Raw genomic sequence first — 23,979 nt, 5'->3', positions numbered from 1 at the left:
GCGGGAGGCGACCCGGCGCCGACTCTCAGCGGTAGCGCCGCGGCACCTTCCACGGTCGCCCGAACTCCGCGTCGAACGACACCGGGTGGAAGGGGCTGTCACCGCCGGCGGGGTAGCTCGTGAGCTCGCCGAACACGATGCGGTCGGGCAGCAGGTAGAGGTCGACGCGTACGAAGTCGGTCTCCGCGCCGAGGCGCTCGGCGAGCTCGATGAGGGTGTCGAGCCGGTCGGGGCGGGAGCGGGGCGGGTCGGCCCAGGGTGGACCGCCACTCAGCGGCAGATGCTCCCAGTCGGGCGTGTAGAAGTCTTGCGTGCGGCCGGCGAAGCGGGCGGTGTCGACCTGGATGAAGTGGCACCGCCCGTGGAACACGAACAGCTTGAAGTCGTCGGGGATGCCGCCGCCCTCGCCCGTCAGCATCTCCTCGATCAGGATGCGTGGCGCAACCTGCCCGTAGGCCCACTCGCGGTTGGGCCCCTGCCCGTAGAGCTGACTCGACCAGTGCGCGCCGATCGCCGCCAGCCGGTCGCGATCGGCGGCTTCGGGGCGCACGTGCCGATACACCCAGCTCCACCGCGCCTCGGGGAGCTCGGCGTCGGCGGGAGCCTCCGGGCTCACCACGATGGCCGCCCCGCTGCCGTGGGTCGGCTTCACCACGAAGCGGTCGGGCAGCCGCAGCTCGCGCAGCCGCGCCGGGTCGTCGATGACGGCGAACGCGTGCGGCAGGTGCTCGGCGCCGATGCGGGTGGCGACGTAGTCGCGCACGGCGGCCTTGTCGGCGAAGGTGACGAGAAGCTCGCGATGGTCGCGCAGCATCTTGTACCTCACCTTCTCGGTGAAGGTGACCGGGCGGCGGGTGCGCCACAGCCGCCAGAGCCGTACCCAGCGACTCCGCTCCCGGCGCTTCGCGCGCGGGTCGTTCCTCTGCCCGTGTCTCACGCGGCGTCGGAGACGACGGGCCGCCGCCGATACCCGTCGGCGTCGCGCTGCACGAGCCCGGCACGTTCGAACTGGTCGAGCCAGCCCTGCATCGGCCAGCTGCCCCAGCGCTCATGGAAGGTGCGGGCGTTGCGCAGGATGTCGTCGAGGTGCTCGACCGGTGGACTCTGCACGGGATGGTGCTGGTGGTACGCGCGGGCGGAGCCGATCCAGGCGAGCTCGACGCCGCGCATCCGTGCCGTGAAGGCGACGTCGGTGTCTTCGCCGCCGTAGCCCGAGTAGCCCTCGTGGAAGCCGCCGAGGCGCTGCCACACCTCGTGGGTGAGAGCGAACGAGAGCGACCAGAACAGCTCGTGCGGCCCGCCGAGCTGCACCTCTCCTGGTGCCGGGGCGGGCCTGGCGGCATGCGGGCTGTCGAGGGCGGGCAGCTCGTCGAGACGATAGCCGCCGGGCCCCGGCGCCGGGAGGTAGGTGACCGGGCCGCAGAGCAGCCGGTCTGCGGTGGCCGGATGCTCGGCTGCCGCCGCGTACGCCTCCACCGCACCCGGGGCGGGAACGCAGTCGACGTCGAGGAACACGAAGGTCGAGGCGCCGTGCAGGGCCGCGGTGGCGGCGCCCACGTTGCGGGCGCGGGCGAGCGGCAGCGTGCGGCCCGCGGGCACGTGCCTCACGACGACATCGGGGTGGTCGAGCGCCGGCAGCGCCTCGAGCCCCGGGTCGCCCATGGCGACCACCACGTGCAGCAGCGGATGCGCACCCGGCCGGGCGAGCGCCTCGCGCTGCAGGGTGAGGTGGTCGTGGCGCCCCCGCACCACGGTGATGACGGCGGTGCGGGTCATGACGCGATCTCCACAGGTGGCTCGGGGGAGGGGTCGGAGGGCCCGGCGGGACCCGGTGCGCGCTCGGCACCGGCTGCGGGTGCGGCGTCGCGCTCGGCACCGGCTGCGCGTGTGGCGACGCGCCCGGCACCCGCTGCGCGCTCGGCACCCGCTGCGCGTGCGCTGTCGCTCCCGGCGTCGTGAGCGCTCGCGACGGCCTGCCCGCCCGACGCGACGGTCGCGATCGCGGCCGCCGCGCGCGCGGCGCCCCGGCCGTCGTTCCAGGTGCGCCAGGCGGCACCGTCGCGCTCGCACGCCTCGGTGAGCAGCTCGCCCCAGTCGGCGGTGTCGAAGGAGTCGGTGACCACGGCGGGCCACTCGCCCGCCGCGAGCACGGCAGCCGTGTGCCGCTGCTCGTCGTGGGGGCGGTTCTGCGGGATGACGACGGCCGGGCGGCGCGCCGCCGACACGTCGGCGATCGCGCCCTGCCCCGCGTGGGTCACCACGACGTCGGTGCGGCGCAGCAGCGGCCATGGGTCGTCGACCCACGACGCCTCGCCGCCGACGAGGGTCCAGTCCCACCCGGGCGCCGCGCGGCGGGCGCGCTCGAGCGCGTCGTCGGAGACCCCGCCTCCACCGCGACCGTTCAGCACGAGCACGCGCGGCCGCCGCTTCGGAGCCGCCGACTGGAACGGCCGGGCGTGCTTCCCTGCTGCCGTCGCGAAGCGCGAGATGGCCCCGACCGGCACGTGCCGCGACCGCGCCGCCTCGTCGAGCCCGTCGAGCATCCCTTCCGCCTCCGCCGGCCAGGCCGAGAGCACCAGGCTCGACGCCGCGAACCCCAGCCGGTGCGCCTCGTCGTCGCGCCGCCCGGGCAGGGCGAACGACACCACCGGCACCCCGTGCAACCGCGCCAGGAGCGCGACCTCGACCGAGACGTCGGAGACGAGGGCCGACGGGCCCGCGCGATCGATCCACGCCGCGATGCGCGCCATGCGCTTGCGCAACCCCTCGTGCCGCAACGGAACCCAGTGCAGCCGGCCGTCCGCATCCGTCGTCGACCGGTCGACCGGCTCGGTGTCGTCGAGCGGCAGCTGCACCCACGGGCCCCGCCAGCCGGCCGGTTTGGGCAGCGACGACAGGCCGGTGACGGGCTCGTCGAGGTGGGCGGCGATGGCCGTGGCGCGCACGGCGTGCCCCTGACCCACGTGGTGCACGTAGTACCCGATCATGCGGCGTACCCGATCATGCGGCGCGCTCCAGGGCGATCGACTCCTCGTAGAGCATCTCATAGCGCTCCACCATCGCGCCGATCGAGCAGGTGCGCAGCGCGTGCCGGCGCACCGCGTCTCGGGGAAGCGCCGACGCCTCGACCAGGGCGGCGGCGAGCGAGTCGACGTCGTCGGGTGCGGCGAGCCGACCGCTGTCGGGCGAGACGATCTCGGGCAGCGCGCCGCGGGCGAACGCCGCCACGGGTGTGCCGGTCGACATCGACTCCGCGGCCACCAATCCGTACGGCTCCTCCCAGGTCGGGGTGACCGCGGTCACGGCGGCCCGCCCGACGTGGTGCGCCAGCTCACGCGACCCGAGGTGACCGAGGTAGCGGATGCGGTCGTCGAGATGCGGCTCGATGTGCTCGGTGAAGTAGGCGCGGTCGAACACCGGCCCCGCGAGGTCGAGCCGCAGCCCCGCGAGCTTGGCCGCCGCGATCGCGAGATGCGGGGCCTTCTCGGCCACGAGTCGCCCGAACCAGATCGCCGCGTCGCCGCCCGGCCCCTGACGCCAGCGCGCCGTGTCGACCCCGTTCAAGATCACCGCCGCCGACGTGCTGCCGCGCCACTGCCGCGCCGTGAACCTGCTCACCGCCACGCAGCGCGCCGACGGCGTGAGCCGCATCGCCGACTCCAGCCACGGCGTCGGCGGGGTGTGCAGCGTCGTCACCACCGGGATGGAGAGGGTCTCCGACATCGCCACGGGCAGATGGTGGAGGCTGTTGTTGTGCACCACGTCGAAGCGCGAGCCACCCGAGCGGGCGAGCTCGAGCATGAGGCCGAGGTAGGCGTGGTGCTCCTGCATGAAGTGCTCGGGTGGTGCGGCCACGTCGGAGCGCGCCGTCTCCGACGAGCTGAACGGATGCACGGGCAGCGTCGTCGCCGACAGCGCCGGATCGGTGCCGGGCGAGGCGAACAGGGTCACCTCGTGGCCGCGGGCGGTGAGCTCGCGGGCGAGGGTATGGGTGTGGGCTTCGAGGCCGCCCGCGAAGGGTTCGGCGATGGGGAAACGACTCGAGGCGATGAGGCAGACCCGCAGCCCCCTCACGACAGAAGTCCGCGGTACAGGGCGAGATGGGTGGTGGCGACGGTCTCTCGCTGACGTGCACGAGCATCCGGATTCTCGGGCTGGGGAGGCGGTTCGCTCGCGGCGGCGCGCACGGCCCGCGCGAGCGACTGCTCGTCGAGGCCCGATTCGTCGTGGTGGTACGAGTGCACGGGGCCCTGGTCGGCGTAGTAGCCGCAGTCGGGCGCGACGACGGCGGTGCCGAGGTCGCGGCAGGCCTCGAGCCAGCCCGAGTGGGTGCCGAAACGGTAGGGCAGCACCGAGACGTCGAGTGAGTCGAGATAGGCCCACAGTTCGTCGTCGGTGAAGAAGTCGTGGACGTGGAGCTCGAGCGCGCCCTCCTCGGCGTGCCGGCGCAGCAGACCCGCCAGCTCGGCGTCGTAGCGGGAGCCGCCCTCGTCGAGCACGTCGGAGTGGCCGTCGACCTGCAGCACCGCGCCCGGAAGGCCCTCGAGGGCCCGCACCAGCGTCTCGATCACGGGGCCCGGGTTCATGCTGGCGCGCAGGCTCTTCACGTGCACGCCCACCCGCACCGGCCGGAGGCCCTCGGGCGAGGCGGGCGCCTCGAGCTTCGGCGGGCGGTCCTGGCGCTGGCGCAGCGTGTCGAGTTCGACGACGTGCGGATGCGGCAGCACGGTCGCGCGGCGGCCCCAGCGCCGCTCGATCTCGGCGGCGGCCCCCGGCGTCAGCGTGACCAGGGCGTCGGCGGCCGGCACGAGCACGTCGAGCTGGGCGTCGTGCTCGCGGCGGTCGGGGTGGTGCGGGTTGCGAAGGTCGTGCACCGTGTAGACGAAGGGCTTGCGGTGGCGGCGGAGCGCATCCGTCAGCTCGCGCAGCTCGTCGGGGGTGCGGGCGTCGAAGCCGAACTGCAGGTGGAAGACGTCGAACTCGTCGGCGTGCTCGTCGACCCACTCCGCCTGCAGCATGGCCGGGGGCCACCAGCGCTCGACCGCCGAGCGGCGGGGGTCGTCGGGGTCGGGGTCGGACAGGCGGCGCACGGGGTCGGTTGCCGTCGCATCCCCGATCGGGCTCAGGTGCCGCACGTACACGTGACCGGCGGGCACCGACGCGACCCTGATCGTGGAACTCCCGGGCTCGCTCGCGCGGTCGAGAAGAACGGATGCGGGGGCTCGGCGGGCAGTATCGGTCACTCTCCCAGTGAACGGTGCTCCCCGCTCTTCGCACCGGCCTTGACAAGGCGAATCATCGTGGCATGCTTGTCGGTCGCTCGCGCGCCTGCTCGTTCGCGGGCCGCGCATCCGTTCCCGGGTCAGTGCCAGGCGCGCACGCGATGCACGGTGGCCGACTTGGGGTAGGAGCCGCCGGGTGGTGCTGTCTCGAAGAGGTCGATCATGAGGAACAGCGGGTAGTCGGGGCACCGGGCGATGCGGCGCACGACCCGGCCCTCGCATCCGATGAGCGTGACGCCGTCGCCCCAGATCGCCGTCCAGGTGTGGGGTTGGGAAGCATCGAGCGGGATCTCGACCTCGGCCATGTCGGTCGTGAGGGCGGGGTCGTGGTGCGCCTTGACGCCCGTGCGGGCGGCCGTGGTGGTCTCGCCGACGGCCTCGGCGTCGATCTCGAACAGGCAGATCTCGCCCGATTCGGAGGGGGAGCGGTGCTCGGTGCCGACGAGCCAGGCCGCGGTCATGCATCCGGGATCCCGGCTGGCGGAGACGGTGACCTCGACCCGGCCCCGGGAGGGTGCGAAGAGCAACTCGAGGGGTGTCTCGGTGCGCACGGTGAGGTCGGCGCGGTGGCGGTGCGTGCCCCGCGGGGAGCCGACCGGGCCCGAGAAGAGGCCCGTCTGGAGGTTCGAGACCCGGAGCGGGGAGTCTTCGGGGCGCCAGTCGGGCTGGTCGGCGTCGATGCGCAGCTGGAGGCCGGTCGTCACGGTCTCGAAGCGGGCGCGAGCTCGGTCGGGAGTGGTCCAGTGCGGGAGGTAGGCGGCCACCCAGCGCCGCGGGTCGGGCGCCCCACCGCCGCTGAAGTCGTCGTCGAAGTCGGGGGCGCGGTTCGGGGCAGGAGGAAGGCTCTCCGGCGAAGACGGCATGACGATCAGCTCTCCCGAGCGGTGGCTCGCGCACGGTGGCGTCTGACGGCGTCACGACTGGCGCATCGAGGCGAACAGTATCGTTGGGTTCCGTTGCGCGAGGTGTCGACGATCACCTTCCGGCACGGTGCCGACGCGCAGCGCCCGAGGCGATCGATGCCTCGCGTGCTCAGGTGGAGCGCCGTCCCGACGGCGAACACCGAGTGAAGCACCAGGGGAAGGTCGTCGTCGATGTCCCGGTAGTGCAGGTGCCAGCCCTCCCCGTGGTGATCCGTGAGGCGAGGGTAGGCCGAGACCGTCGCCATCTGCTCGTTCAACAGAGCGGCCCGATGGTCGGCATCCGGGGCGTCGACGACGGCCAGCCACTGGTCGACGACGTTCCGGCAGCGGTCGTGGTCACCGGCCTGCTCCGGGAAGGGCATGGTCATGCCGTATTCGCGCGTGCGATCGACGACGCCGTCGCGGTCGGCCGGCCAGTCGTCGGCCAACGACTGCGCCAGCAGCACCGCGTACTCACCGTAAGGGTTGAGATGCATAAGGCCATTACAGCAGGCTCGGTGCTGTGACTCCACTCCAGACGTTCCCCCTCTCCGGCGAGGCTGCGCTCGGCATGACAGCCGCTGCGCTGGCGATGGTGCTCACCCCCGGCCCGAACATGATGTACCTCGCCTCTCGCAGCATCGGACAAGGTCGCCGTGCCGGACTGATCTCGCTCGCCGGCACCGGCGTCGGCTTCGTGATCTACATGCTGATGGCCAACGCGGGACTCGCGGTGGTGTTCGTCGCCGTGCCGTGGCTCTTCATCGCTCTGAAGGCCGCCGGCGTGGCCTATCTGGGGTGGCTCGCGTGGAAGGCGCTGCGCCCCGGGGGCGCGGGCGTCTTCGAGATTCGTGACCTGCCACGGGACAGTGGTCGGCGACTGTTCCGGATGGGCCTGGTCACCAACCTGCTCAACCCCAAGGCCGCCATCATGTACCTGACACTGATTCCTCAGTTCATCGACCCGCACCGGGGCCACCAGCTCACCCAGGGCGTCGCTCTCGGCCTGCTGCAGATCGGAATCAGCATGACCGTCAACGCGCTCATCGTCGTGGGCGCTGCCTCGATCGCCGGCGTCCTGGCCCGCCGCCCCGCGTGGACCGTCTGGCAGCGACGGATCAGCGGAACCCTGCTGGGCGCCGTCGCGATCCTGCTCGCACGTGAGGTTCCCGCCCGAGCGCACGTCTGAGAAGCGCGGCCGGTGCGACCGCCATCCGGGAGCCGCGCAACTAGGCGGCGGGCCGCGCCGCCTCCTCCGTCACGATGTCGATCGCGCGGCGGTCGCGCAGCACGTCGAAGTGGCCGCCTGAGGGCAACCGCACGTTCTGGGCGCCCGGCAGCTCGCTGCCCTCGGGCACGATCGGGTCGAAGCTGCTGAAGACCGAGACGATGCGCTCGTTCACGAGGTCTTCGGAGGAGAGGAGGGTCGTGGTGGGGTCGTCCGACCGGAACGCGCGCAGCGTGCTGTTCGGTGCCCAGCGGGCGTAGCGGCTGCCCGAGAACGGGGTCGCGACGGCGACCATGCGCACGAGGCGGTGGTCGGGGTCGAGCTTCAGCATGGCGTACTTGCCGATGAGCCCGCCCTTGCTGTGGGCGGCGATGAAGACGTCGTCGAGGCCGCGGTCGGCGATGAAGCGGGCGACGAGCTCGGCGCTGTCGACCACGGGGCGCCGGTTGCGGCGCAGCGCGGAGACGACGTGAACCGGGTGGCCGCGACGGTGGAGCGCCTCGATCATGGGCCGCATGAAGTGCCAGGTCTCGTAGACGCCGGGCAGGGCGATGCACGGGCGCTCGGTGCCGGTGGCGTAGCGGGCGGGGTCGATGCGCGAGGCCCACCCGCCGAGCTGCAGGGCGGCGGCGACCACGTAGTCCTTGGTGACGCCCTCGGCGAAGGCGCGGATGCTGACGGGCCCGCTCACGCGCCGGCGACCTGCCGGGCGATGAACGCCTCGATCTCGTGCGCCACCCGAGGGGCGTCGGTGTGCTGCAGCACGTGGCCGGGGCCCTCGAGCTCGACCAGGGTGCCGCGGGCGGCGCGGTGGGTCAGCTGTTCGCACCACTCGAGCCGGGCGATGGGGTCGTTGCTGCCGCGGAGCACGAGAACCGGTCCTCTCCAGTCGGCGATGGTCTCCTCCAGGCGGTAGTCGAGCATCCGTCGGAGCGCCGCGCCGAAGCGTCGCGGTCGGGTGCGCAGGTAGTCGGCGGCGATCACCGCCACCGCGGCGGGCGTCTCGGCGAAGGTGTCGCGCAGCAAATCGGCGGTCTGTTGCGCCGCGCTGCGCCGACTCGGGTCGACGACGGGCGCGGCGAGCACCAGGCCCCGGATGCGCGGGGTGACGCTTGTGGTGAGGTTCTCGCGGCGGGCCGCCTCCGCGGCGATCTGTGCACCCATCGAGTGGCCGACGAGCACCGCCTCGGTGACGTCGTGGTCGTCGAGGGCGCGCAGCACGGCGTCTGCGAGTTCGGGCACGGTCAGCTGCTGGGGCGGGGGGAGGGTGCCGTCTGGCAAGCGGTGGCCAGCGAAGCCCGGAAGGTCGAGCGCCAGCACGGCCCTCGTGCGTCCCATCTCCTCGGCGAGGCGGCTGCTGTAGCGGTGCGACATGCCGATGCCGGGGACGATCACCACCGTGGGCTGCGCCAGGGCCGGGTGGGCGGCGGTGGCGGCTGGGCTGTCTCGTCGTTCCATCACGGTAAGCCTGCCCCCGGTCGCCGCTCGAGCCACGGGGTTGACACGTCTCGTCTGCTCCGGAGCGCTCAAGGTCGGTGCAGCGTCACCCCCAGCACGATGCGCCGTGCGTCACCGCTGCCCTCGTCGGTCAGGCGCGTCATCCCGATCTTCTCGGCGACCCGCTCGGAGGCGCGGTTCTGCGGATGGATGATCGCCACCACCCGGTCGGCACTCATGTGATCCTTCGCGAACTCGAGGCATGCGGCGGCGGCCTCCGTCGCGTAGCCGCGCCCCTGCAGCGCGGGGCGCACGTGGTACCCGACCTCGACGGCGGGGGAGCCGGCGACCTCCTGCACGGTGAGACCGCAGTCGCCGACGAACTCGCCCTCGCGCGTCTCGACGATCCACAGCCCGAAGCCGTGGGTGTCGTAGTTGCGCCGGTTCCAGGCGATCCAGGCGGCGGCGCCCTCCCGGGTCTTGGGTGCCGGGTAGTACGTCATCACCCTCGCGTCACCGAGCAACCCCGCCATCGCGTCGAGATCCCCCTCGCCCATCTCCCGAAACCGCAACCGCTCCGTCGCCCCAGGAACCCGCATCCCTCGACGCTACGCCACGGGGCGTCGCGCCGTCACGCTCGCTCTCGCGTCCGGGGTGCCTCAGCCGGTCGGCGCGTCGGCAGCGGCTCTGCGCTTCGTGCCCCGAGGGCCTGCGCGATCTCGTTCAGTGCGGCGACCACGGCCCCCACGAACAGTGTGCCGGCCACGACGATCGACTTCAGCAGCACCCCCACCTCGGAGCTCATCAGCACGAGCACGACCACCACGACCACACCCAGCCCGTACGCCGCCCACGACATCTTCGCCATGCCCCGACGCTACGCCCCCGCTCGACACAAGTCGACTACCCGCGCGCCCCGCCCCGCGCATCCGTGATTCACGCGCCGTGCAGGACTAGTAAGAACTACCGGGTGGCGGGATGCGGCGCGGGCGTCGTCGGTAGCGTGAACGGGACGAACGGGGGAGCGGATGCAGGACTCGAACGCGATCGGCGCACCACGAGACAGCGGACCTGCCGGGGCGACGCGGCGTGCGGCCGCGATCGGAGCACCACGAGACGACGAGCCGGCCGGGGCCACGCGGCGCGCGGTGCTGAGGAGTGCGGCGTGGGCGGCGCCCGTGGTGGCGCTGGCGGCGGCGGCTCCATCGGCGGCGGCGAGTGTCACACCGAGCGGCACGCTCACCGTCACGAGCAGCGGATACCAACCGTCTCAAGCCTGGGGCGCTTTCGCCGGCATCGTCGCCAGCCCCCACTACGAGGGCGGACTCACCGACGACATGATCGTCTTCTCCCACCCCGTGACCATCACCCGCTGGGTCGTGCTCGACAGCGGCCGCGTGCTGCAGCTCTTCTTCATGCCCGACGACCGCTCCCTCCCGGGCGTGCGCGCCACCTTCCTCGTCCCGGGCTACGCCCCCCCTCCCCTGGGAGTTCGGCTACCCCGCCTGAGCAGCGGATGCTCGATCAGCTCCCGAAGGGTGCTCACGACAGCTGCGCCGCCGCGACGATGTGATGCATCGCGCGCACGGCGCGCATTTCGTTGGCGCTCGTCATCGACTCGTGGCCGTAGCCGGCGCGGGTCTTGACCCCGAGCAGCGTTGTCAGATGGCTCGTCGTCGTCGGCCAGCTCGTGGATGAGTTCGGTCGCTTCGACGAACTGGATCATTTTCGCCCGTCGGCCCTCGAGCACCCCCGGCACTCGGTCAACCCGAGACACGGGCTTCTGCACCGCGGCGGCCGCGGCGGAGACGGCGACGGAAGGCCGCCGGGTCTCCCGCGAGCGGGACGCCGTCGCGGGCGATGTCGGCGAGAACGCGTTGAGACGCGAGGGCGCCCGCCACCTCGTCTTCTGCATAGATGAGGGGGTGTGCCTCGTTCCCGGTGAGGCGGAACACCTGCCAGGCGACCGACTCCGCGTCGACCTCGAAGCGACCGGGGTCTGCGCCTGCCGGCCGTTCGAAGAAGAGATCGATGTCGCTGTCTTCCTGCATCGTGCCCGTGGCTGCGGAGCCGAACACGGCGGCGTAGACGGGTGGGTCGGCGAACGTCTGCGGAACGAGCTCACTGATGCGTGCCCACAGTCGCGCTCGTGCCGAGACGATCTCCCGAACGGCCCCGGCGAGGATGTGCTCGGCGTTGAAGGAGTAGAGGGTGAGCTTGCCGGCGGGGGAGCGGAGCACCGTGCCCTGCGACGCGAGCCGGTGCACGGTGGACCGCACCCCGGCGTAGGAGTTCGATGTGGCCCGCGCGATGTCGGCGATGCTCATCGGAGCGTGAGCATGCACGAGCACCTCCAGCACTGCGCCGTCGAGCGACTTCGTGATTGCCCAGAAGGGCATCTGCACCTGCACGGCCGCATCTCCTCGTACCGAAATTTCGCCATCTGCGATGGAAAAACAATACCCGATGATTCATCATTTATGAAAGGGATGCAGCCAGCTCACCGCCCCGCGCAGCGCGAGGCTGAGAAACACCCGTGCGATTTTGTTGACCTGGGCGTACGGTCGGATCCGCCGCCGGCGTCCCTCGCATTCGCCCCGTGACCGACCGGCACAGGCGAGACGCAAGACGCGAGATGCTGACGGAGGTAGTGATGTCGTCGAACACGGATGCGGCCGGCAAGTCGAAAGATTCCGGCCAGGCCCCACGCACGGTCAGGAGCTTGGTTCCGGCGCGGATGGACAGGCTGCCGTGGACGAGGTTCCACTGGATGGTGGTCTTCGGCCTCGGCGTCTCCTGGATCCTCGACGGCCTCGAGATCCAGATCATCGCCTCGAACGGCTTCCAGGCCGAGCTCGGCATGGACTCCGCGCAGGTCGGCCTCGCCGGCACCATCTACCTGGTCGGTCAGGTGATCGGCGCGCTCGTGTTCGGCAGGCTCTCCGACAGGTTCGGGCGCAAGAAGCTGTTCATCATCACGCTCGCGATCTACCTGATCGGCTCGGCGCTCGCCGGATTGAGCCCGAACATGGAGTTCCTGTTCGTGATGCGCTTCATCGCGGGCCTCGGCATCGGCGGCGAGTACGCGGCCATCAACTCGGCGATCGACGAGCTCATCCCGAGCCACTATCGCGGCCGCATCGACATCGCCATCAACGGCACCTACTGGGGCGGCGCCGCCCTCGGCTCGGTGGCGAACCTGTTCTTCCTCAACCCCGACAACTTCGCCGAGAACATCGGCTGGCGTCTCGCGTTCTTCATCGGCCCCGTGCTCGGTCTGGTCATGATCTATATGCGCCGGCACATCCCCGAGAGCCCGCGCTGGCTGATGACGCACGGCAAGGAGGACGTCGCCGAGAAGACCGTCGACGACATCGAGGCCCGCGTCGAGAAGGAGTCGGGCAAGAAGCTCGACCCGGTGCCCGACGACCAGGCCATCGAGGTGAAACCGCTCGACCGCATCCCGTTCATGAAGATCGCGAGCGTGCTCATCCGCGATTACCCGAACCGCACCGTGGTGGGTCTCACCATGATGATCACGCAGTCGTTCCTCTACAACGCCATCTTCTTCACCTACGCGTTGGCGCTGCAGAACTTCTACGGGGTCGAGAACGACGCGGTGCAGTACTTCTTCTTCCCGTTCGCGATCGGCAACCTGGTCGGCCCGCTGGTGCTCGGCCCGCTGTTCGACACCTGGGGTCGGCGCAAGATGATCCTGCTCACCTACGGGCTGTCGGGCGTCATCCTCACCGTCTCGGGCTTCCTGTTCCAGGCGGATGTGCTGAACGCCACCACCCAGACCGTGTTCTGGTGCGTCGCATTCTTCTTCGCCAGCGCCGGCGCCTCCTCCGCCTACCTCACGGTGAGCGAGCTGTTCCCGCTCGAGATGCGCTCGCAGGTCATCTCGTACTTCTTCTCCATCGCGCAGATCGCCGGATCGGTCGCCCCCCTCCTGTTCGCCTCGCTCATCGGCGACGGCGAAGACCGCGGCCCCATCACCATCGGCTACATCGGCGCCGGCCTGCTCATGGTGGTGGGCGGCGTCATCTCGTTCATCTTCGGTGTGAACGCCGAGCGCAAACCGCTCGAGGCCATCACCAACCCGCTCTCCGCCGTATCCGAGGGCAAGCTCAACGTCGACGGCGAGCGCACCACGCGGGCGCGCAAGCAGCGCACCTAGCGCTTGCGCGCATCCTGCAGCGTGGTTGTTTGCAGGGTTCGCCGGGCTAGATGGTCGCACAAAGCGCTCGCATTTCGCGGAATGCGAGCACTTTGCGCGACCAACGGCGGCCGGATGCGCGGGGTGCGTCAGCGGAAGCGGCGCAGGCGGAGGCTGTTGGTGACGACGAAGACCGAGGAGAAGGCCATGGCGGCGCCGGCGAGCAGCGGGTTGAGGAGGCCGAGCATGGCGAGAGGGATGGCCGCGGCGTTGTAGGCGAAGGCCCAGAACAGGTTGCCCTTGATGATGCCGAGGGTGGCGCGCGCCAGACGGATGGCGGTCGCCGCCGTGCGGAGGTCGCTGCCGACGATCGTGATGTCGCCGGCGGCGATCGCGGCGTCGGTGCCGTCGCCCATGGCGAGTCCGAGGTCGGCGGCGGCCAGCGCCGCGGCGTCGTTCACGCCGTCGCCCGCCATCGAGACGACGCGCCCCTCGCGCTGCAGCGAGCGGATGGCGTCGAGCTTGCCGGCGGGCGTCACTCCCGCCCGCACCTCGTCGATGCCCACGGCGCGCGCCGCGAAGGCGGCGGCTCCGGGGTTGTCGCCGGTGAGGAGCACGGGGGTGAGCCCGAGGGCTCGCAGTTCCTCGATGGCGCGGGCGCTGGTGATTTTGACGGTGTCGGCCACGGCGATGAGTCCGAGGGCGACGCCTTCGGCGGCCACTGCGACGACCGTCGCGCCGTCGGCCTCCAGCTCGGCCGCGTGTGGCGCGAGCGCGCCGGTGTCGATGCGCCACTCCTCGGCGAGCCACGACAGGCGCCCGGCGACCACGGCCCGCCCGCCGACCACCCCCTGCACGCCGAACCCGGTGTGCGCCTCGAAGCCCTCCACCCGCGGGAGGTCGGTGGCGGCCGCCCGCACGATGGCCCGCGCCACCGGATGCTCCGACCCCTCCTCCACGGCAGCCGCGATCGCGATTAGGTCGGCAGCGGAGACGCCCGCAGGCGCGCTCGCCCCGCGAGCGCCCGTGGCGGGCACCACCTCCCGCACGCTCATCTCGCCCGTCGTGACGGTGCCGGTCTTGTCGAGCACGATCGTGTCGACGCGACGGGTCTGCTCCAGCACCTGCGGTCCACGCAGCAGGATGCCGAGCTGCGACCCACGCCCCGTGCCCACCAGCAGCGCCGTCGGCGTCGCGAGCCCGAGGGCGCACGGGCAGGCGATGATGAGCGTCGCCACCCCCGCCGTGAACGCGACCTCGAGCGACGCCCCGGCGAGCAGCCACCCGGCGAACGCGACGACCGCGAGCACCATCACGACCGGCACGAACACTCCCGAGACGCGGTCGGCGAGCCGCTGCACCTGCGCCTTGCCGGTCTGTGCCTCTTCGAGGAGGCGCCCCATCCGGGCAAGCTCCGTGTCGGCGCCGACACGGGTGGCCTCGACGACGAGTCGCCCTCCGACCACGAGCGTCGCCCCGATCACGCGCGACCCCGCCGACACCTCCACCGGCACCGACTCGCCCGTGACGAGGCTCGTGTCGACCGCCGACGCCCCCTCGACGACCACGCCGTCGGCGGCGATCTTCTCCCCGGGACGCACGACGATGAGATCGCCGACCCGCAGCGCGCTCGCGGGCACCCGCTGCTCGACCCCGTCGCGCAGCACCGACGCGTCCTTCGCGGCGAGCGAGAGCAGCGCTCGAAGCGCCTCCGCCGACGACCTCTTCGCCCGCGACTCGATGTACCGCCCGGCCAGGATGAACACCGTCACCGCCGACGCGACCTCGAGGTAGATCTCGCCCGATCCGCCCTCGGGCGTGCCGATGAGACTGAAGGACATGTGCATCCCGGGCTCACCGGCCGACCCGAACACGAGCGCGTAGAGCGACCAGCCGTAGGCGGCGAGCACCCCCACGCTGATGAGCGTGTCCATCGTCGCGGCGCCGTGCCGCGCGTTCACCGCCGCCGCGCGGTGGAACGGCCACGCACCCCACACCACGACCGGCGTCGCGAGCACGAGCGCGACCCACTGCCACGACGTGAACTGCAGCGCCGGCACCATCGACATGAGCGCCACCGGCAGCGCCAGCGCCCCCGAGACGACGAGCCGGCGCAGCAGCATCCGCGACCCGCGGTCAGGCGCGGGGGTGGGGTCGGCCGCACCCTCAGAAGGGCGAGAGGATGCGCGGGCCGGGTCGACACCGGATGCGGACGACCGAGCAGACTCCCGCGGTGCAGCGGCCAGCGGCGCAGCGGCCGGCGGCGCCGGGAGGGTGGCCGTGTAGCCCGCGGCCTTGACGGCGGCCACGAGCTCGCGGGCGTCGACCCCGTCGGATCGCACGCGCGCCTTCTCGGTGGCGTAGTTGACGGTCGCCTCGACCCCGGGCAGCTTGTTCAGCTTGCGCTCTACCCGGTTGGCGCACGACGCACAGGTCATGCCGCCGATCTCGAGCTCGACGTCGAGCGCGCTCATGAGCGCGGGGCGAGCGTGTACCCGGCCTCCTCGACGGCGGCCTGCAACGCCTCGGACGCACCCGCGCCGGGCCCGGCGACCCGCACCGTCGAAGCGCCCCCGACCACGAGCTCGACGGTCACCGACTCGACCCCGTCCACCTCCGAGAGCTCCTCGGTGACGCTCGCCACACAGTGCGCACACGTCATCCCCTCGACGAGCAGCGTCGTCACCGCGCCGCCCGCGCCAGCACCCGTGCTGCCCACGCCCGCAGGCCCCGCGTGACCAGCCCCGTGCGCACCCGCCGCGCCGGCCCCGGGTGCGCAGCACGCGCATCCGTCACCCCCGCGTGCCGTCAGCCCCAGGTCGCGGAATCCGTCGCTCTGCATGATGGTGGTCTCCTCCGCCGGATTGTGCTGTGACATCACGTCCAGCATACCCCCACCCGGTATGCGGTGCGAGGATGCCGACTCAGCTGATGGCCAGGCTCGCCGGCGACATGAGGGCGATGAGCACGAGGGTGAACAGCGCGATCGTTCCGGCGATGGCGAGCCGCCCGGCCCACGGCCAGCGCTCGAACCAGTACACCAGCTCGGGCATCTCCGTGCGCAGCCGGTCGGCCGTGATGGGGTCGCTCAGTCGCTGCACGGGCGCCCCGAAAGCCCGTGCGACCGTGTCGATGTCGTCGTTCGACCAGAATTCGCCGCGCATCCGGAGCAGGGGCTCACCCGTGGTGTCGAGCAGGAACAGCTGCCGCGTGGTCTCGGTCGTGGCACCGCGGTAGATGTCGACGATCAGCGCGGTCGCGACACGTTTCGCGGGCACGCGGTTCAGGCGCACGAAGAAGCCGCGTTCGATGAGCCCGTCGCGTTCGAGACGGATGCTCACCCCTCGCAGCAACGCCGCCGCCACCACGTAAAGCGCGAGGATGAACAGCGCCGCGATGATGACCCGCGGCCACGTTCCGCGCGGGATGGCGAACCACAGCATCGCCGCCAGGATCGGCAGCGTGAGCGCCGCCACCACGAGCCGCGTCTGCCGGATGAGCTGCGATCGCGGCCTCAGCGTGCGCACGGCCCCCGGCTCGCGGGTGCCCTCGGGACCTGGCGTGCCGGTCTCTTCGCCCGCATGCGGAAGGGCGGCGGATGCTGCTGCACGGCTCGCAGGCATGCCTCCACCCCGCTCTCCCTCACCCATGGCTTCAGGATACGTGCCCCGTTCGGGGCGCGACAGCGGCCGTCAGGGGGACACGATCCAGCCAACACCCAGCCCGCACCCGGCCCCGCCGAGCCGGGCCACCGCTACACGGCTCAGGCCGCGGCGCGACGGCGGAAGGGGTTGAGCACGCGGTTCGTGTCGGGAACCTCCGCGACCACCATCTCGGGGGCGCGCGAGACCAGGAGCCAGGCGGGGAGGATGGCGATGCACAGCAGCGGGAGCGCCACCACGCTGCCGGTGACGAGGGTGGCGACGAAGAGCGCGATCCATCCGTCGCGGGCGATGGCGAGCACCATGCCGAGCACTCCCGCGCCCACGGCGAGCGTGAGCGGGATCGCCGGAACGAGCACGTTCGCGTACATGCCGAACGCCACGCCGAGGAACACCGCGGGAAAGATGTGTCCGCCCCGGAAGCCCGACGCCCCGGCCACCGCGAGCGCCAGCAGCTTCACGCCGAAGATCGACAGCAGCTGCAGTCCGGAGTACTCGCCCGCGTTCGTGATGAGCTCACCCATCTGCGCGAGCCCCTTGAACAGCGTGATCTCGCCACCGAGCGCCCCGAGCAGCCCCAGCGCCACGCCGCCCAGCGTGATGTAGACGAGCGGGTTGCCGAAACCGTGGAAGAAGCGGTGCAGTGCCCGGAACAGCACCACGCAAAGCACCCCGAACGCGGCCGCCGCGACCGCGATGCCGGCGCCGCTCAGCAGGTCGATCGGGGCGATGGTGTCGTAGGCGGGCAGTGGCAGCTCGAACGTCGGGTGGGCGAGGAACCGCATCGTCACCGAGCCGGCACCGGCGGCGACGAGCGGCAGGAAGAGCCTGTCCCAGAGCGCGCCGCCGCGCGGGAACGCGGCGACGATGCCGGTGAGCACCAGTGCGGCCGCCACCGGTGTGCCGAACAGCGCACCGACGGTGCCGGCCGCCGCCATCATCACGGTGAGCTGCACGGGAACCCGCGTGAACATCCGGCCCACCACCGCGGCCATGAGTCCCGCGTTGATGGCGATGATCGGGTTCTCCGGTCCCAGGCTCACACCGCCCGCGAGGCCGAGCGTCGCCACGAGCGCGAGCGTCGGCAGCGAGCGCAGCGGCAGCGGGGGAGCGATGAGTTCGGTCGTCGCCGAGTCGCGGCCGCCGTGCCCCGGCAGCTGCCACACCACGAGCCCCACGGCGATGCCCGTCAGCGTGAGCACGGTGAAGATGAAGAAGCCGTTCGAGGGGTCGAGGCCGGTCGCCTCGGGGAGGGTGTGCCAGATGAGGCCCTCGAGCCACTCCGAGAGCTCGTCGAGCGCGAACAGGATGAGCGCCGAGACGGCCCCCACGACGAGCGCGGGAATCGCGAGCAGCAGTTGCACGCGGGTCGCCGGTGCGCGGTCGGGAGTCTCGTCGGGCGCGCCGCCCTGGGCACCCTGGGCGGGTGCGGGAGAGGCGTCTGGCGATGCTGCGGTCACGGTTCCCCCAGATTCGAGCGGCTGGCCCGAGAGTAGTGCACAGGGGGCGCACTCTCCAGTGGTTCTCCACAACCCCTGGCCGCGCCCGCCGCACCTTCTTAGGCTGAGGCCCATGAGCGAGCACAGCACCACCGAACCTGTCGCACTCGAGGTCGTCGACGCCTGGTGGCGGGCGGCCAACTACCTCTCCGTCGGGCAGATCTACCTCCTCGGCGACGACCCCCTTCTCGACAAACCCCTCACGCCCGAGTCGATCAAGCCCAGGCTGCTCGGCCACTGGGGCACCACCCCCGCGCTCAACCTGGTGTGGGCGCACCTCAACAAGCAGATCGTCGAGCGCGGCTGCGACGTCATCTACCTCGCCGGCCCGGGTCACGGCGGCCCGGGAGTCGTGGCCAACGCCTGGCTCGACCAGACCTACTCCGAGCTGTTCCCGCGCATCCCGTTCGACCGCGAGGGCATCTCGCGGCTGTTCCGGCAGTTCTCGTTCCCCGGCGGAATCCCCTCCCACGCGGCGCCCGAGACGCCGGGCTCCATCAACGAGGGCGGCGAGCTCGGCTACTCCCTCGTGCACGCCTACGGCGCGGTGCTCGACAACCCCGGCCTCATCGCCGCCTGCGTCATCGGCGACGGCGAGGCCGAGACGGCGACGCTCGCCACGAGCTGGCACCTCAACAAGTTCCTCGACCCGGCGAGCGATGGAGCCGTGCTCCCCATCCTCAACCTCAACGGCTACAAGATCGCCAACCCCACCCTGCTCGCCCGCATCTCCGAGGAGGAGCTGCGGTCGCTGTTCATCGGCTACGGCTACTCGCCGCGCATCGTCGAGGGCGGCTTCGACGGCGAAGACCCGATGCTCGTGCACGAGCGCTTCGCCGCCGTGCTCGCCGAGGCTCTCGACGACATCGCCGCGATTCAGGATGCTGCCCGCACCGGTTCAGACCCGTCCCGACCGCCGTGGCCGATGATCGTGCTGAAGACGCCCAAGGGCTGGACGGGGCCGAAGGTCGTCGACGGGCTCCCCGTCGAGAACACGTGGCGGGCCCACCAGGTGCCGCTGTCGGGCGTGCGCGGCAACCCGGAGCACCTCGCGCAGCTCGAGGAGTGGTTGCGCAGCTACCGTCCCGGCGAGCTGTTCGACGCCGAGCGCGACGGCCGCCCCTCTGCCGTGCTCGACGCGGCCCGGCCATCCGGCGAGCTGCGCATGAGCGCGAACCCGCACGCGAACGGCGGTCTGCTGCGCAAGGCGCTCGGGCTGCCTCCCCTCGAGCCGCACGCCGTCGACGTCTCGGAGGGGCGCGGGGTCGTCGTCGAGCCGACGCGGGTGCTCGGGCAGTGGCTCCGCGACCTGATGGCCGAGAACCCCGACACCTTCCGCATCTTCGGGCCCGACGAGGTGGCGTCGAACCGCCTCGACGACGTCTACGAGGTCACGGCGAAGCAGTGGCAGGCGGAGGTGCTCGACACCGACACCCACCTGGCTCGCGACGGGCGGGTCATCGAGGTGCTGAGCGAGAACCTCGCGCAGGGGCTCCTCGAGGGCTACCTGCTCACCGGGCGGCACGGGCTGTTCACCTCGTATGAGGCGTTCATCCACATCGTCGACTCCATGTTCAACCAGTACGCGAAGTGGCTGGAGTCGAGCGCCGAGGTGGAGTGGCGGCGGCCCATCTCCTCCTTCACCTACCTGCTCTCCTCGCACGTCTGGCGGCAAGACCACAACGGCTTCTCGCACCAAGACCCCGGGTTCCTCGACCATGTCGTCAACAAGAAGGCGAGCGTGGTGCGGGTGTACCTGCCCCCGGATGCGAACACGCTGCTCGTCACCGCCGAGCACTGCTTCGCCACCCGCGACTACGTGAACGTGATCGTCGCCGGCAAGCAACCCACCGCCACGCTGCTCTCGCTCGAGGAGGCACGAACGCATGGTGCCCGCGGCGTGAGCGTGTGGGAGTGGGCCGGCACTGAGCGACCGGGGGAGGAGCCGGATGTGGTCATCACGTCGGCGGGCGACATCCCGACCGTGGAGGCGATGGCCGCGGTGCAGATCCTCCGGAAGGAGATCCCCGATCTCGCGGTGCGGTTCGTGAACGTCGTCGACCTGATGCGCCTGCAAGACGAGTCCGAGCATCCGCACGGCCTCGACCACGAGTCGTTCGACGCGGTGTTCACGGTCGACAAGCCCGTGATCTTCGCCTTCCACGGGTATCCGTCGCTCATCCACCGCCTCACCTACCGGCGCACGAACCACTCGAACATCCACGTGCGCGGGTTCAAGGAGATGGGCACCACGACGACCCCGTTCGACATGCTCATGCTGAACGATCTCGACCGGTTCCGGCTGGTGATGGACGTCATCCGGCGCGTGCCGCGGCTCACCACCGCGTATGCGGCGCTGTCGCAGAAGATGGACGACGCGCGTGCCGAGCACCGCGCCTACACGCGCAGCCACGGCGAAGACATGCCCGACGTCACCGGCTCGGCGGGGCTGCCGTTCGACCGCTCGGGGGAGTCGGGCGGCGCGCTCGACTCCGAGGGGTCGAGCGAGGGGCCGAACGACTCAGCGGTCGACACCGGGGGTGACAACGGCTAGCCGCCCGCCGCCCGTTTCGCCCTGAGCGCACGAGAACCGCTTTACAACGGATGCGCGGAGGCGTTGAATAGGGCATCCACCTCATCGGTGGAACCGCCTACGAAAGGAGTCGACTATGACAGGCCAGATCGCATCGGGCTCGATTCAGCAGGTGACGGGAGCCCGGGCTCACTGAGCCCCGCCCCGCATTTCCAGTTCGATTCCAGAAGACGCCCCGGTCGTGCAGGCCGGGGCGTCTCGTCGTTCCGGGGGCCGCCCCCTCCCTCCTCGGGGAGGGGACGCACACAGCGCGGGTACGATCGGAGCATGAGCAGCGAGAACCTCCTGGGCGTGCCCCCGACCTACCTCACCGACGACCCGGCCGTGCGCGAGGCGCTCGCCGCAGCCGTCGGCTTCGACGTCGACGACGTGCTCGAGCAGACGGTGCGCGAGCACCCCACCTCCTCGCTCGCCTGGGCCGTGCTCGCCGACCGCGCCTGGTCGCGCCGCGAGCTCGTGCAGTCGTACGCTTACGCCCGCGTCGGCTACCACCGCGGTCTCGACGCCCTCCGCCGCGGCGGCTGGAAGGGCCAGGGCCCGGTGCCGTGGTCGCACGAGGGCAACCGCGGCGTGCTGCTGGCGCTCTACATGCTCCGCCGCGCCGCCGAGGGCATCGGCGAGACCGACGAGGTCACCCGCCTCACCGACTTCCTCGAGGGCGCCGACCCCGCTGCCATCCCCGCCATCGAGTCGGGCGCCCGCTAGCCGCGCCTGCGGCGCCGGCCCGCCTGCCGCGGGGCCGCGGGCCGGGCTGGCGGTTGCCGCCGCCCTGCCCTCACCCGCCGCCCTGCCCTCACCCGCCGCCCCGCCCTCACCCGCCGCCCCGGGCTCAGCGAAACGACGGAGTTTCGGGCCATGTCGCCCGAACGACGGATGCTCGTCCCCTGTCGCGCCGGATACTCCGTCGTTTCGCGCGCACGCGGCGTACATCTCGAGGATGATTTCCGTGAGTTCTCGCCCCGTTCGGCTCCGCGCGGGTCGAGCGGCGGCGGGCAAGACCGTAGCGTGAAGGGGTGATCCGCACCCTGGGGCCGGCGCAGCTGGCGATCGACATCGGGCTGGCCGTCGCCTGCGTGCTGCTGCGGGTGGCGATCGGCATCGAAGGTGTCGCCCTCGCGGTGGTCGTCGTCGCGATGGGCGGTGCGCTCGCCCTCCGCCGGGTGAGTCCGGTGCTCGCCCTCGGGGTGGCGTGGCTGGGCGCGATCGTGCAACTCGCGGCGGTGCTGCCGCCCGATCTCGCGAACCTCGCCATCCTGCCCGTGCTCTACGCCACGGCGCGGCGGGGTGGAGCGGGGCTGAAGTGGGTGGGGCTCGGCTCGGCGATCCTCGGCGCCGTGATCGCCACGGCCTACCTCACCGCGATCGCGTACTGGAGCGCCATCGTGGGGGAGGTCGCTGCGCCCGCACCCTCCCGGGTGTTGCTGACGGCCACGATCCTGCTCATCGCCTCCTCGGCGACCCTCGTGCTCAGCTGGACGTTCGGGCTGCTCGCGCGCGCCTGGGCCGCCGCGCGCGAGAGTCGCCGCCGGGAAGCGCTGGCGGAGCAGACGGTGGCCGTCGAGCAGGAGCGCAACCGCATCGCGCGCGACATGCACGACGTCGTCGCCCACTCGCTCGCCGTCGTGATCGCTCAGGCCGACGGCGCGCGCTACGCCCGCGCGACCGATCCCGAGGCCGTCGACTCGTCGCTCGTGACAATCTCGTCGACCGCTCGCGAAGCCCTCGCCGACGTGCGACTGCTGCTCGCGCAACTGCGCCACGACGAGGCACCCGGACCGCAGCCCGTGCTCGCCGACCTCGACCGGCTCTACGGGCAGCTGCGCGCATCCGGTCTCCCCGTCGCGATCGAGGAGACCGGCACGCCTGCCGCCCTGCCGGCCGGGGCGCAGATCGCGGTCTACCGCATCGTGCAGGAGGCCCTCACCAACGCCCTGCGCCACGGCGCCGGCGACGGTGCGCGCGTAGAGCTCACCTGGCAGCCCGACCGCGTGTCGGGCGTCATCTCGAACCGCGTCGCCCGGGCAACCGCGGCGGCGCCCGCGGTCCCTGCGACCACGGCCCCGGCGGCGCCCGCGCTCCGTGCGGCCACGGTCATGGCCCCGGCGGCGGCGCCCGCGGTCCCTGCGGCCACCGTCCCTGCGGGTGCGGCAGCTGCGGCCACGGTCCCTGCGAGCGCGGCGGCGGCCACCGTCACGCCGGCGGCTCCCGCGGTCGCGGCGGCGCCCGCGGTGCCTGCGGCCACGGCCCCGGCCCCGGCGGCGCCCGCGGTCCCTGCGGCCCCGGCCCCGGCAACGGCGGCCCCGGCGGCGGGCGCGGCCCCGGCCCCGGCGGCGGCGCCCGCGGGGCACGGGGTCGACGGGATGCGCGAGCGCGCCCTGCTCGCCGGCGGCACCCTCGGCGCGGCGGCCCACGACGAGCGATTCGTCGTCGAGTTCACCATCCCGATCACCTCAGGAGGCCGTCCGTGACCGACACCGCCGCAGCGCGCATCCGTGTCGCCCTCGTCGACGACCAGGCGCTGTTCCGTGCGGGAATCCGCATGGTCGTGTCGTCGCAGCCCGATCTGGAGTTCGTGGGCGAGGCCGGCGACGGGGCGGCAGGCGCCCTGCTCGCCGAATCTGCGCTGCCCGACGTCGTGCTGATGGACGTGCGGATGCCCGTGCTCGACGGCATCGAATCGACCCGACGCGTGCTCGCGGCCGCCGACGCCGCCGGTCGCACGGTGCGGGTGATCGTGCTCACCACCTTCGACTTCGACGAGGCGGCGGCGCGCGCCATCCGCGCCGGTGCGAGCGGCTTCGTGCTGAAAGACGCCGACCCCGAGTTCCTGCTCGCCGCCATCCGCACCGTGCACGCGGGCACCTCCGTCATCGCCGCCTCGGCGGTGCACGAGTTGCTCGAGCACTTCGCCGAAGGGGTGACGGATGCTCCTGCCGCGCCGCCCGGCACGAGCGAGCCGCCCGCCTTCGCGCGGCTCACCGCCCGGGAGCAGGAGATCTTCAGGCTCGCCGCCCGCGGCCTCAGCAACGCCGAGATCGCCCGCACGGAGTTCGTGAGCGAGGCGACCGTGAAGACGCATGTCAGCCGCATCCTCGGCAAGCTCGAGCTGCGCGACCGGGTGCAGCTCGTCGTGTTCGCCCACGAGCGCGGGCTGACCTGAGGCGGCTGCGCCCACGAGGTGCAGCCGGGCACGGCTCGACGTCGCCCCGCGTGGCCC

The 23,979-nt window shown here is 72.0% G+C and carries 23 protein-coding genes; 7 read left to right on the top strand and 16 right to left on the bottom strand.

Going from position 1 to position 23,979, the window contains the following annotated elements; all coding sequences use genetic code 11:
- Positions 1-25: 25 nt before the first annotated feature.
- The 7 genes from HL652_RS14145 to HL652_RS14115 all read right to left on the bottom strand — a co-directional run bounded on the left by HL652_RS14145 (position 26) and on the right by HL652_RS14115 (position 6,681).
- Positions 26-937 carry an ATP-grasp fold amidoligase family protein gene (locus tag HL652_RS14145; protein WP_171705906.1) on the bottom strand — a complete coding sequence of 304 codons (912 nt, stop codon included), beginning with the start codon at positions 935-937 and terminating at the stop codon, positions 26-28.
- A complete protein-coding gene (locus tag HL652_RS14140; RefSeq protein WP_171705905.1) occupies positions 934-1,776 on the bottom strand; it encodes a glycosyltransferase family 2 protein in 843 nt (280 codons plus the stop codon). Before HL652_RS14140 ends, HL652_RS14145 begins: the two co-directional genes overlap by 4 nt.
- Positions 1,773-2,987: a glycosyltransferase gene (locus HL652_RS14135; RefSeq protein ID WP_171705904.1), complete on the bottom strand. Its 1,215-nt coding sequence runs from the start codon at positions 2,985-2,987 to the stop codon at positions 1,773-1,775. Before HL652_RS14135 ends, HL652_RS14140 begins: the two co-directional genes overlap by 4 nt.
- A 13-nt stretch (positions 2,988-3,000) precedes the next feature.
- Positions 3,001-4,074 (bottom strand): glycosyltransferase family 4 protein, encoded by a 1,074-nt coding sequence (locus HL652_RS14130; RefSeq protein ID WP_171705903.1) that lies wholly within the window; start codon positions 4,072-4,074, stop codon positions 3,001-3,003.
- On the bottom strand, positions 4,071-5,243 hold the full coding sequence (locus HL652_RS14125) for a glycosyltransferase family protein (RefSeq protein WP_253743306.1): 1,173 nt from the start codon (positions 5,241-5,243) through the stop codon (positions 4,071-4,073). Before HL652_RS14125 ends, HL652_RS14130 begins: the two co-directional genes overlap by 4 nt.
- Positions 5,244-5,362: 119 nt before the next feature.
- Positions 5,363-6,145 carry a family 16 glycosylhydrolase gene (locus HL652_RS14120; protein ID WP_171705902.1) on the bottom strand — a complete coding sequence of 261 codons (783 nt, stop codon included), beginning with the start codon at positions 6,143-6,145 and terminating at the stop codon, positions 5,363-5,365.
- 5 nt (positions 6,146-6,150) lie between these two features.
- On the bottom strand, positions 6,151-6,681 hold the full coding sequence (locus HL652_RS14115; RefSeq protein ID WP_171705901.1) for a CGNR zinc finger domain-containing protein: 531 nt from the start codon (positions 6,679-6,681) through the stop codon (positions 6,151-6,153).
- Positions 6,682-6,707: 26 nt separating this feature from the next.
- On the opposite strand from HL652_RS14115, the gene HL652_RS14110 reads away from it, so the two are divergent.
- A complete protein-coding gene (locus HL652_RS14110) occupies positions 6,708-7,373 on the top strand; it encodes a LysE family translocator (RefSeq protein WP_253743304.1) in 666 nt (221 codons plus the stop codon).
- Positions 7,374-7,413: 40 nt separating this feature from the next.
- On the opposite strand, the gene HL652_RS14105 is transcribed toward HL652_RS14110, so the two are convergent.
- The 4 genes from HL652_RS14105 to HL652_RS14090 form a co-directional block, all read right to left on the bottom strand.
- Entirely contained in the window at positions 7,414-8,103 is a 690-nt protein-coding gene (locus tag HL652_RS14105) for an esterase/lipase family protein (protein ID WP_253743302.1), read from the bottom strand.
- Positions 8,100-8,870, bottom strand: coding sequence for an alpha/beta fold hydrolase (locus tag HL652_RS14100; protein ID WP_171705900.1), 771 nt, complete (start codon positions 8,868-8,870; stop codon positions 8,100-8,102). The genes HL652_RS14105 and HL652_RS14100 overlap by 4 nt, the downstream gene beginning before the upstream one ends.
- A 68-nt stretch (positions 8,871-8,938) precedes the next feature.
- Positions 8,939-9,406, bottom strand: coding sequence for a GNAT family N-acetyltransferase (locus tag HL652_RS14095; RefSeq protein ID WP_253743300.1), 468 nt, complete (start codon positions 9,404-9,406; stop codon positions 8,939-8,941).
- A 74-nt stretch (positions 9,407-9,480) separates the two neighbouring features.
- The gene (locus HL652_RS14090; RefSeq protein WP_171705898.1) at positions 9,481-9,717 is read right to left on the bottom strand and encodes a hypothetical protein; all 237 of its coding nucleotides are present in this window, start codon (positions 9,715-9,717) and stop codon (positions 9,481-9,483) included.
- Between the two features lie 160 nt (positions 9,718-9,877).
- Between HL652_RS14090 and HL652_RS14085 the strand changes: the two genes are divergently transcribed.
- On the top strand, positions 9,878-10,495 hold the full coding sequence (locus tag HL652_RS14085; protein WP_171705897.1) for a hypothetical protein: 618 nt from the start codon (positions 9,878-9,880) through the stop codon (positions 10,493-10,495).
- A gap of 117 nt (positions 10,496-10,612) precedes the next feature.
- On the opposite strand, the gene HL652_RS14080 is transcribed toward HL652_RS14085, so the two are convergent.
- Positions 10,613-11,260 (bottom strand): nucleotidyltransferase domain-containing protein, encoded by a 648-nt coding sequence (locus HL652_RS14080; protein ID WP_171705896.1) that lies wholly within the window; start codon positions 11,258-11,260, stop codon positions 10,613-10,615.
- A 224-nt stretch (positions 11,261-11,484) separates the two neighbouring features.
- On the opposite strand from HL652_RS14080, the gene HL652_RS14075 reads away from it, so the two are divergent.
- Positions 11,485-13,029, top strand: coding sequence for an MFS transporter (locus HL652_RS14075; protein WP_371743510.1), 1,545 nt, complete (start codon positions 11,485-11,487; stop codon positions 13,027-13,029).
- A gap of 128 nt (positions 13,030-13,157) precedes the next feature.
- On the opposite strand, the gene HL652_RS14070 is transcribed toward HL652_RS14075, so the two are convergent.
- The 4 genes from HL652_RS14070 to HL652_RS14055 form a co-directional block, all read right to left on the bottom strand.
- Positions 13,158-15,482, bottom strand: coding sequence for a heavy metal translocating P-type ATPase (locus HL652_RS14070; protein WP_171705895.1), 2,325 nt, complete (start codon positions 15,480-15,482; stop codon positions 13,158-13,160).
- Positions 15,479-15,886: a heavy-metal-associated domain-containing protein gene (locus tag HL652_RS14065; protein ID WP_253743298.1), complete on the bottom strand. Its 408-nt coding sequence runs from the start codon at positions 15,884-15,886 to the stop codon at positions 15,479-15,481. The genes HL652_RS14070 and HL652_RS14065 overlap by 4 nt, the downstream gene beginning before the upstream one ends.
- Positions 15,887-15,932: 46 nt before the next feature.
- Positions 15,933-16,658 carry a hypothetical protein gene (locus HL652_RS14060; RefSeq protein ID WP_171705894.1) on the bottom strand — a complete coding sequence of 242 codons (726 nt, stop codon included), beginning with the start codon at positions 16,656-16,658 and terminating at the stop codon, positions 15,933-15,935.
- Between the two features lie 113 nt (positions 16,659-16,771).
- Positions 16,772-18,130, bottom strand: coding sequence for an ion channel protein (locus tag HL652_RS14055; protein WP_253743297.1), 1,359 nt, complete (start codon positions 18,128-18,130; stop codon positions 16,772-16,774).
- A gap of 112 nt (positions 18,131-18,242) precedes the next feature.
- Between HL652_RS14055 and HL652_RS14050 the strand changes: the two genes are divergently transcribed.
- The 4 genes from HL652_RS14050 to HL652_RS14035 all read left to right on the top strand — a co-directional run bounded on the left by HL652_RS14050 (position 18,243) and on the right by HL652_RS14035 (position 23,922).
- Positions 18,243-20,723 carry a phosphoketolase family protein gene (locus tag HL652_RS14050; protein ID WP_171705892.1) on the top strand — a complete coding sequence of 827 codons (2,481 nt, stop codon included), beginning with the start codon at positions 18,243-18,245 and terminating at the stop codon, positions 20,721-20,723.
- A 306-nt stretch (positions 20,724-21,029) separates the two neighbouring features.
- On the top strand, positions 21,030-21,467 hold the full coding sequence (locus HL652_RS14045) for a DUF3151 domain-containing protein (RefSeq protein ID WP_171705891.1): 438 nt from the start codon (positions 21,030-21,032) through the stop codon (positions 21,465-21,467).
- A gap of 308 nt (positions 21,468-21,775) precedes the next feature.
- A complete protein-coding gene (locus HL652_RS14040; RefSeq protein ID WP_171705890.1) occupies positions 21,776-23,230 on the top strand; it encodes a histidine kinase in 1,455 nt (484 codons plus the stop codon).
- 71 nt (positions 23,231-23,301) lie between these two features.
- A complete protein-coding gene (locus tag HL652_RS14035; RefSeq protein WP_171707357.1) occupies positions 23,302-23,922 on the top strand; it encodes a LuxR C-terminal-related transcriptional regulator in 621 nt (206 codons plus the stop codon).
- Positions 23,923-23,979: the final 57 nt, after the last annotated feature.

Origin of the sequence: Herbiconiux sp. SALV-R1, from assembly GCF_013113715.1 — a bacterium.
GTDB lineage: Bacteria > Actinomycetota > Actinomycetes > Actinomycetales > Microbacteriaceae > Herbiconiux.
This window is presented reverse-complemented; position numbering and strand designations above follow the sequence as displayed.

Excerpts from the sequence above, each read along its gene's own strand:
- HL652_RS14120 (WP_171705902.1), bottom strand. The coding sequence starts at position 6,145 with ATGCCGTCTTCGCCGGAGAGCCTTCCTCCTGCCCCGAACCGCGCCCCC.
- HL652_RS14075 (WP_371743510.1), top strand. The coding sequence starts at position 11,485 with ATGCTGACGGAGGTAGTGATGTCGTCGAACACGGATGCGGCCGGCAAG.
- HL652_RS14050 (WP_171705892.1), top strand. The coding sequence starts at position 18,243 with ATGAGCGAGCACAGCACCACCGAACCTGTCGCACTCGAGGTCGTCGAC.
- HL652_RS14035 (WP_171707357.1), top strand. The coding sequence starts at position 23,302 with ATGGTCGTGTCGTCGCAGCCCGATCTGGAGTTCGTGGGCGAGGCCGGC.
- HL652_RS14100 (WP_171705900.1), bottom strand. The coding sequence starts at position 8,870 with ATGGAACGACGAGACAGCCCAGCCGCCACCGCCGCCCACCCGGCCCTG.
- HL652_RS14085 (WP_171705897.1), top strand. The coding sequence starts at position 9,878 with ATGCAGGACTCGAACGCGATCGGCGCACCACGAGACAGCGGACCTGCC.
- HL652_RS14115 (WP_171705901.1), bottom strand. The coding sequence starts at position 6,681 with ATGCATCTCAACCCTTACGGTGAGTACGCGGTGCTGCTGGCGCAGTCG.
- HL652_RS14060 (WP_171705894.1), bottom strand. The coding sequence starts at position 16,658 with ATGGGTGAGGGAGAGCGGGGTGGAGGCATGCCTGCGAGCCGTGCAGCA.
- HL652_RS14070 (WP_171705895.1), bottom strand. The coding sequence starts at position 15,482 with ATGAGCGCGCTCGACGTCGAGCTCGAGATCGGCGGCATGACCTGTGCG.
- HL652_RS14135 (WP_171705904.1), bottom strand. The coding sequence starts at position 2,987 with ATGATCGGGTACTACGTGCACCACGTGGGTCAGGGGCACGCCGTGCGC.
- HL652_RS14140 (WP_171705905.1), bottom strand. The coding sequence starts at position 1,776 with ATGACCCGCACCGCCGTCATCACCGTGGTGCGGGGGCGCCACGACCAC.
- HL652_RS14095 (WP_253743300.1), bottom strand. The coding sequence starts at position 9,406 with ATGGGCGAGGGGGATCTCGACGCGATGGCGGGGTTGCTCGGTGACGCG.
- HL652_RS14090 (WP_171705898.1), bottom strand. The coding sequence starts at position 9,717 with ATGGCGAAGATGTCGTGGGCGGCGTACGGGCTGGGTGTGGTCGTGGTG.
- HL652_RS14065 (WP_253743298.1), bottom strand. The coding sequence starts at position 15,886 with ATGTCACAGCACAATCCGGCGGAGGAGACCACCATCATGCAGAGCGAC.
- HL652_RS14045 (WP_171705891.1), top strand. The coding sequence starts at position 21,030 with ATGAGCAGCGAGAACCTCCTGGGCGTGCCCCCGACCTACCTCACCGAC.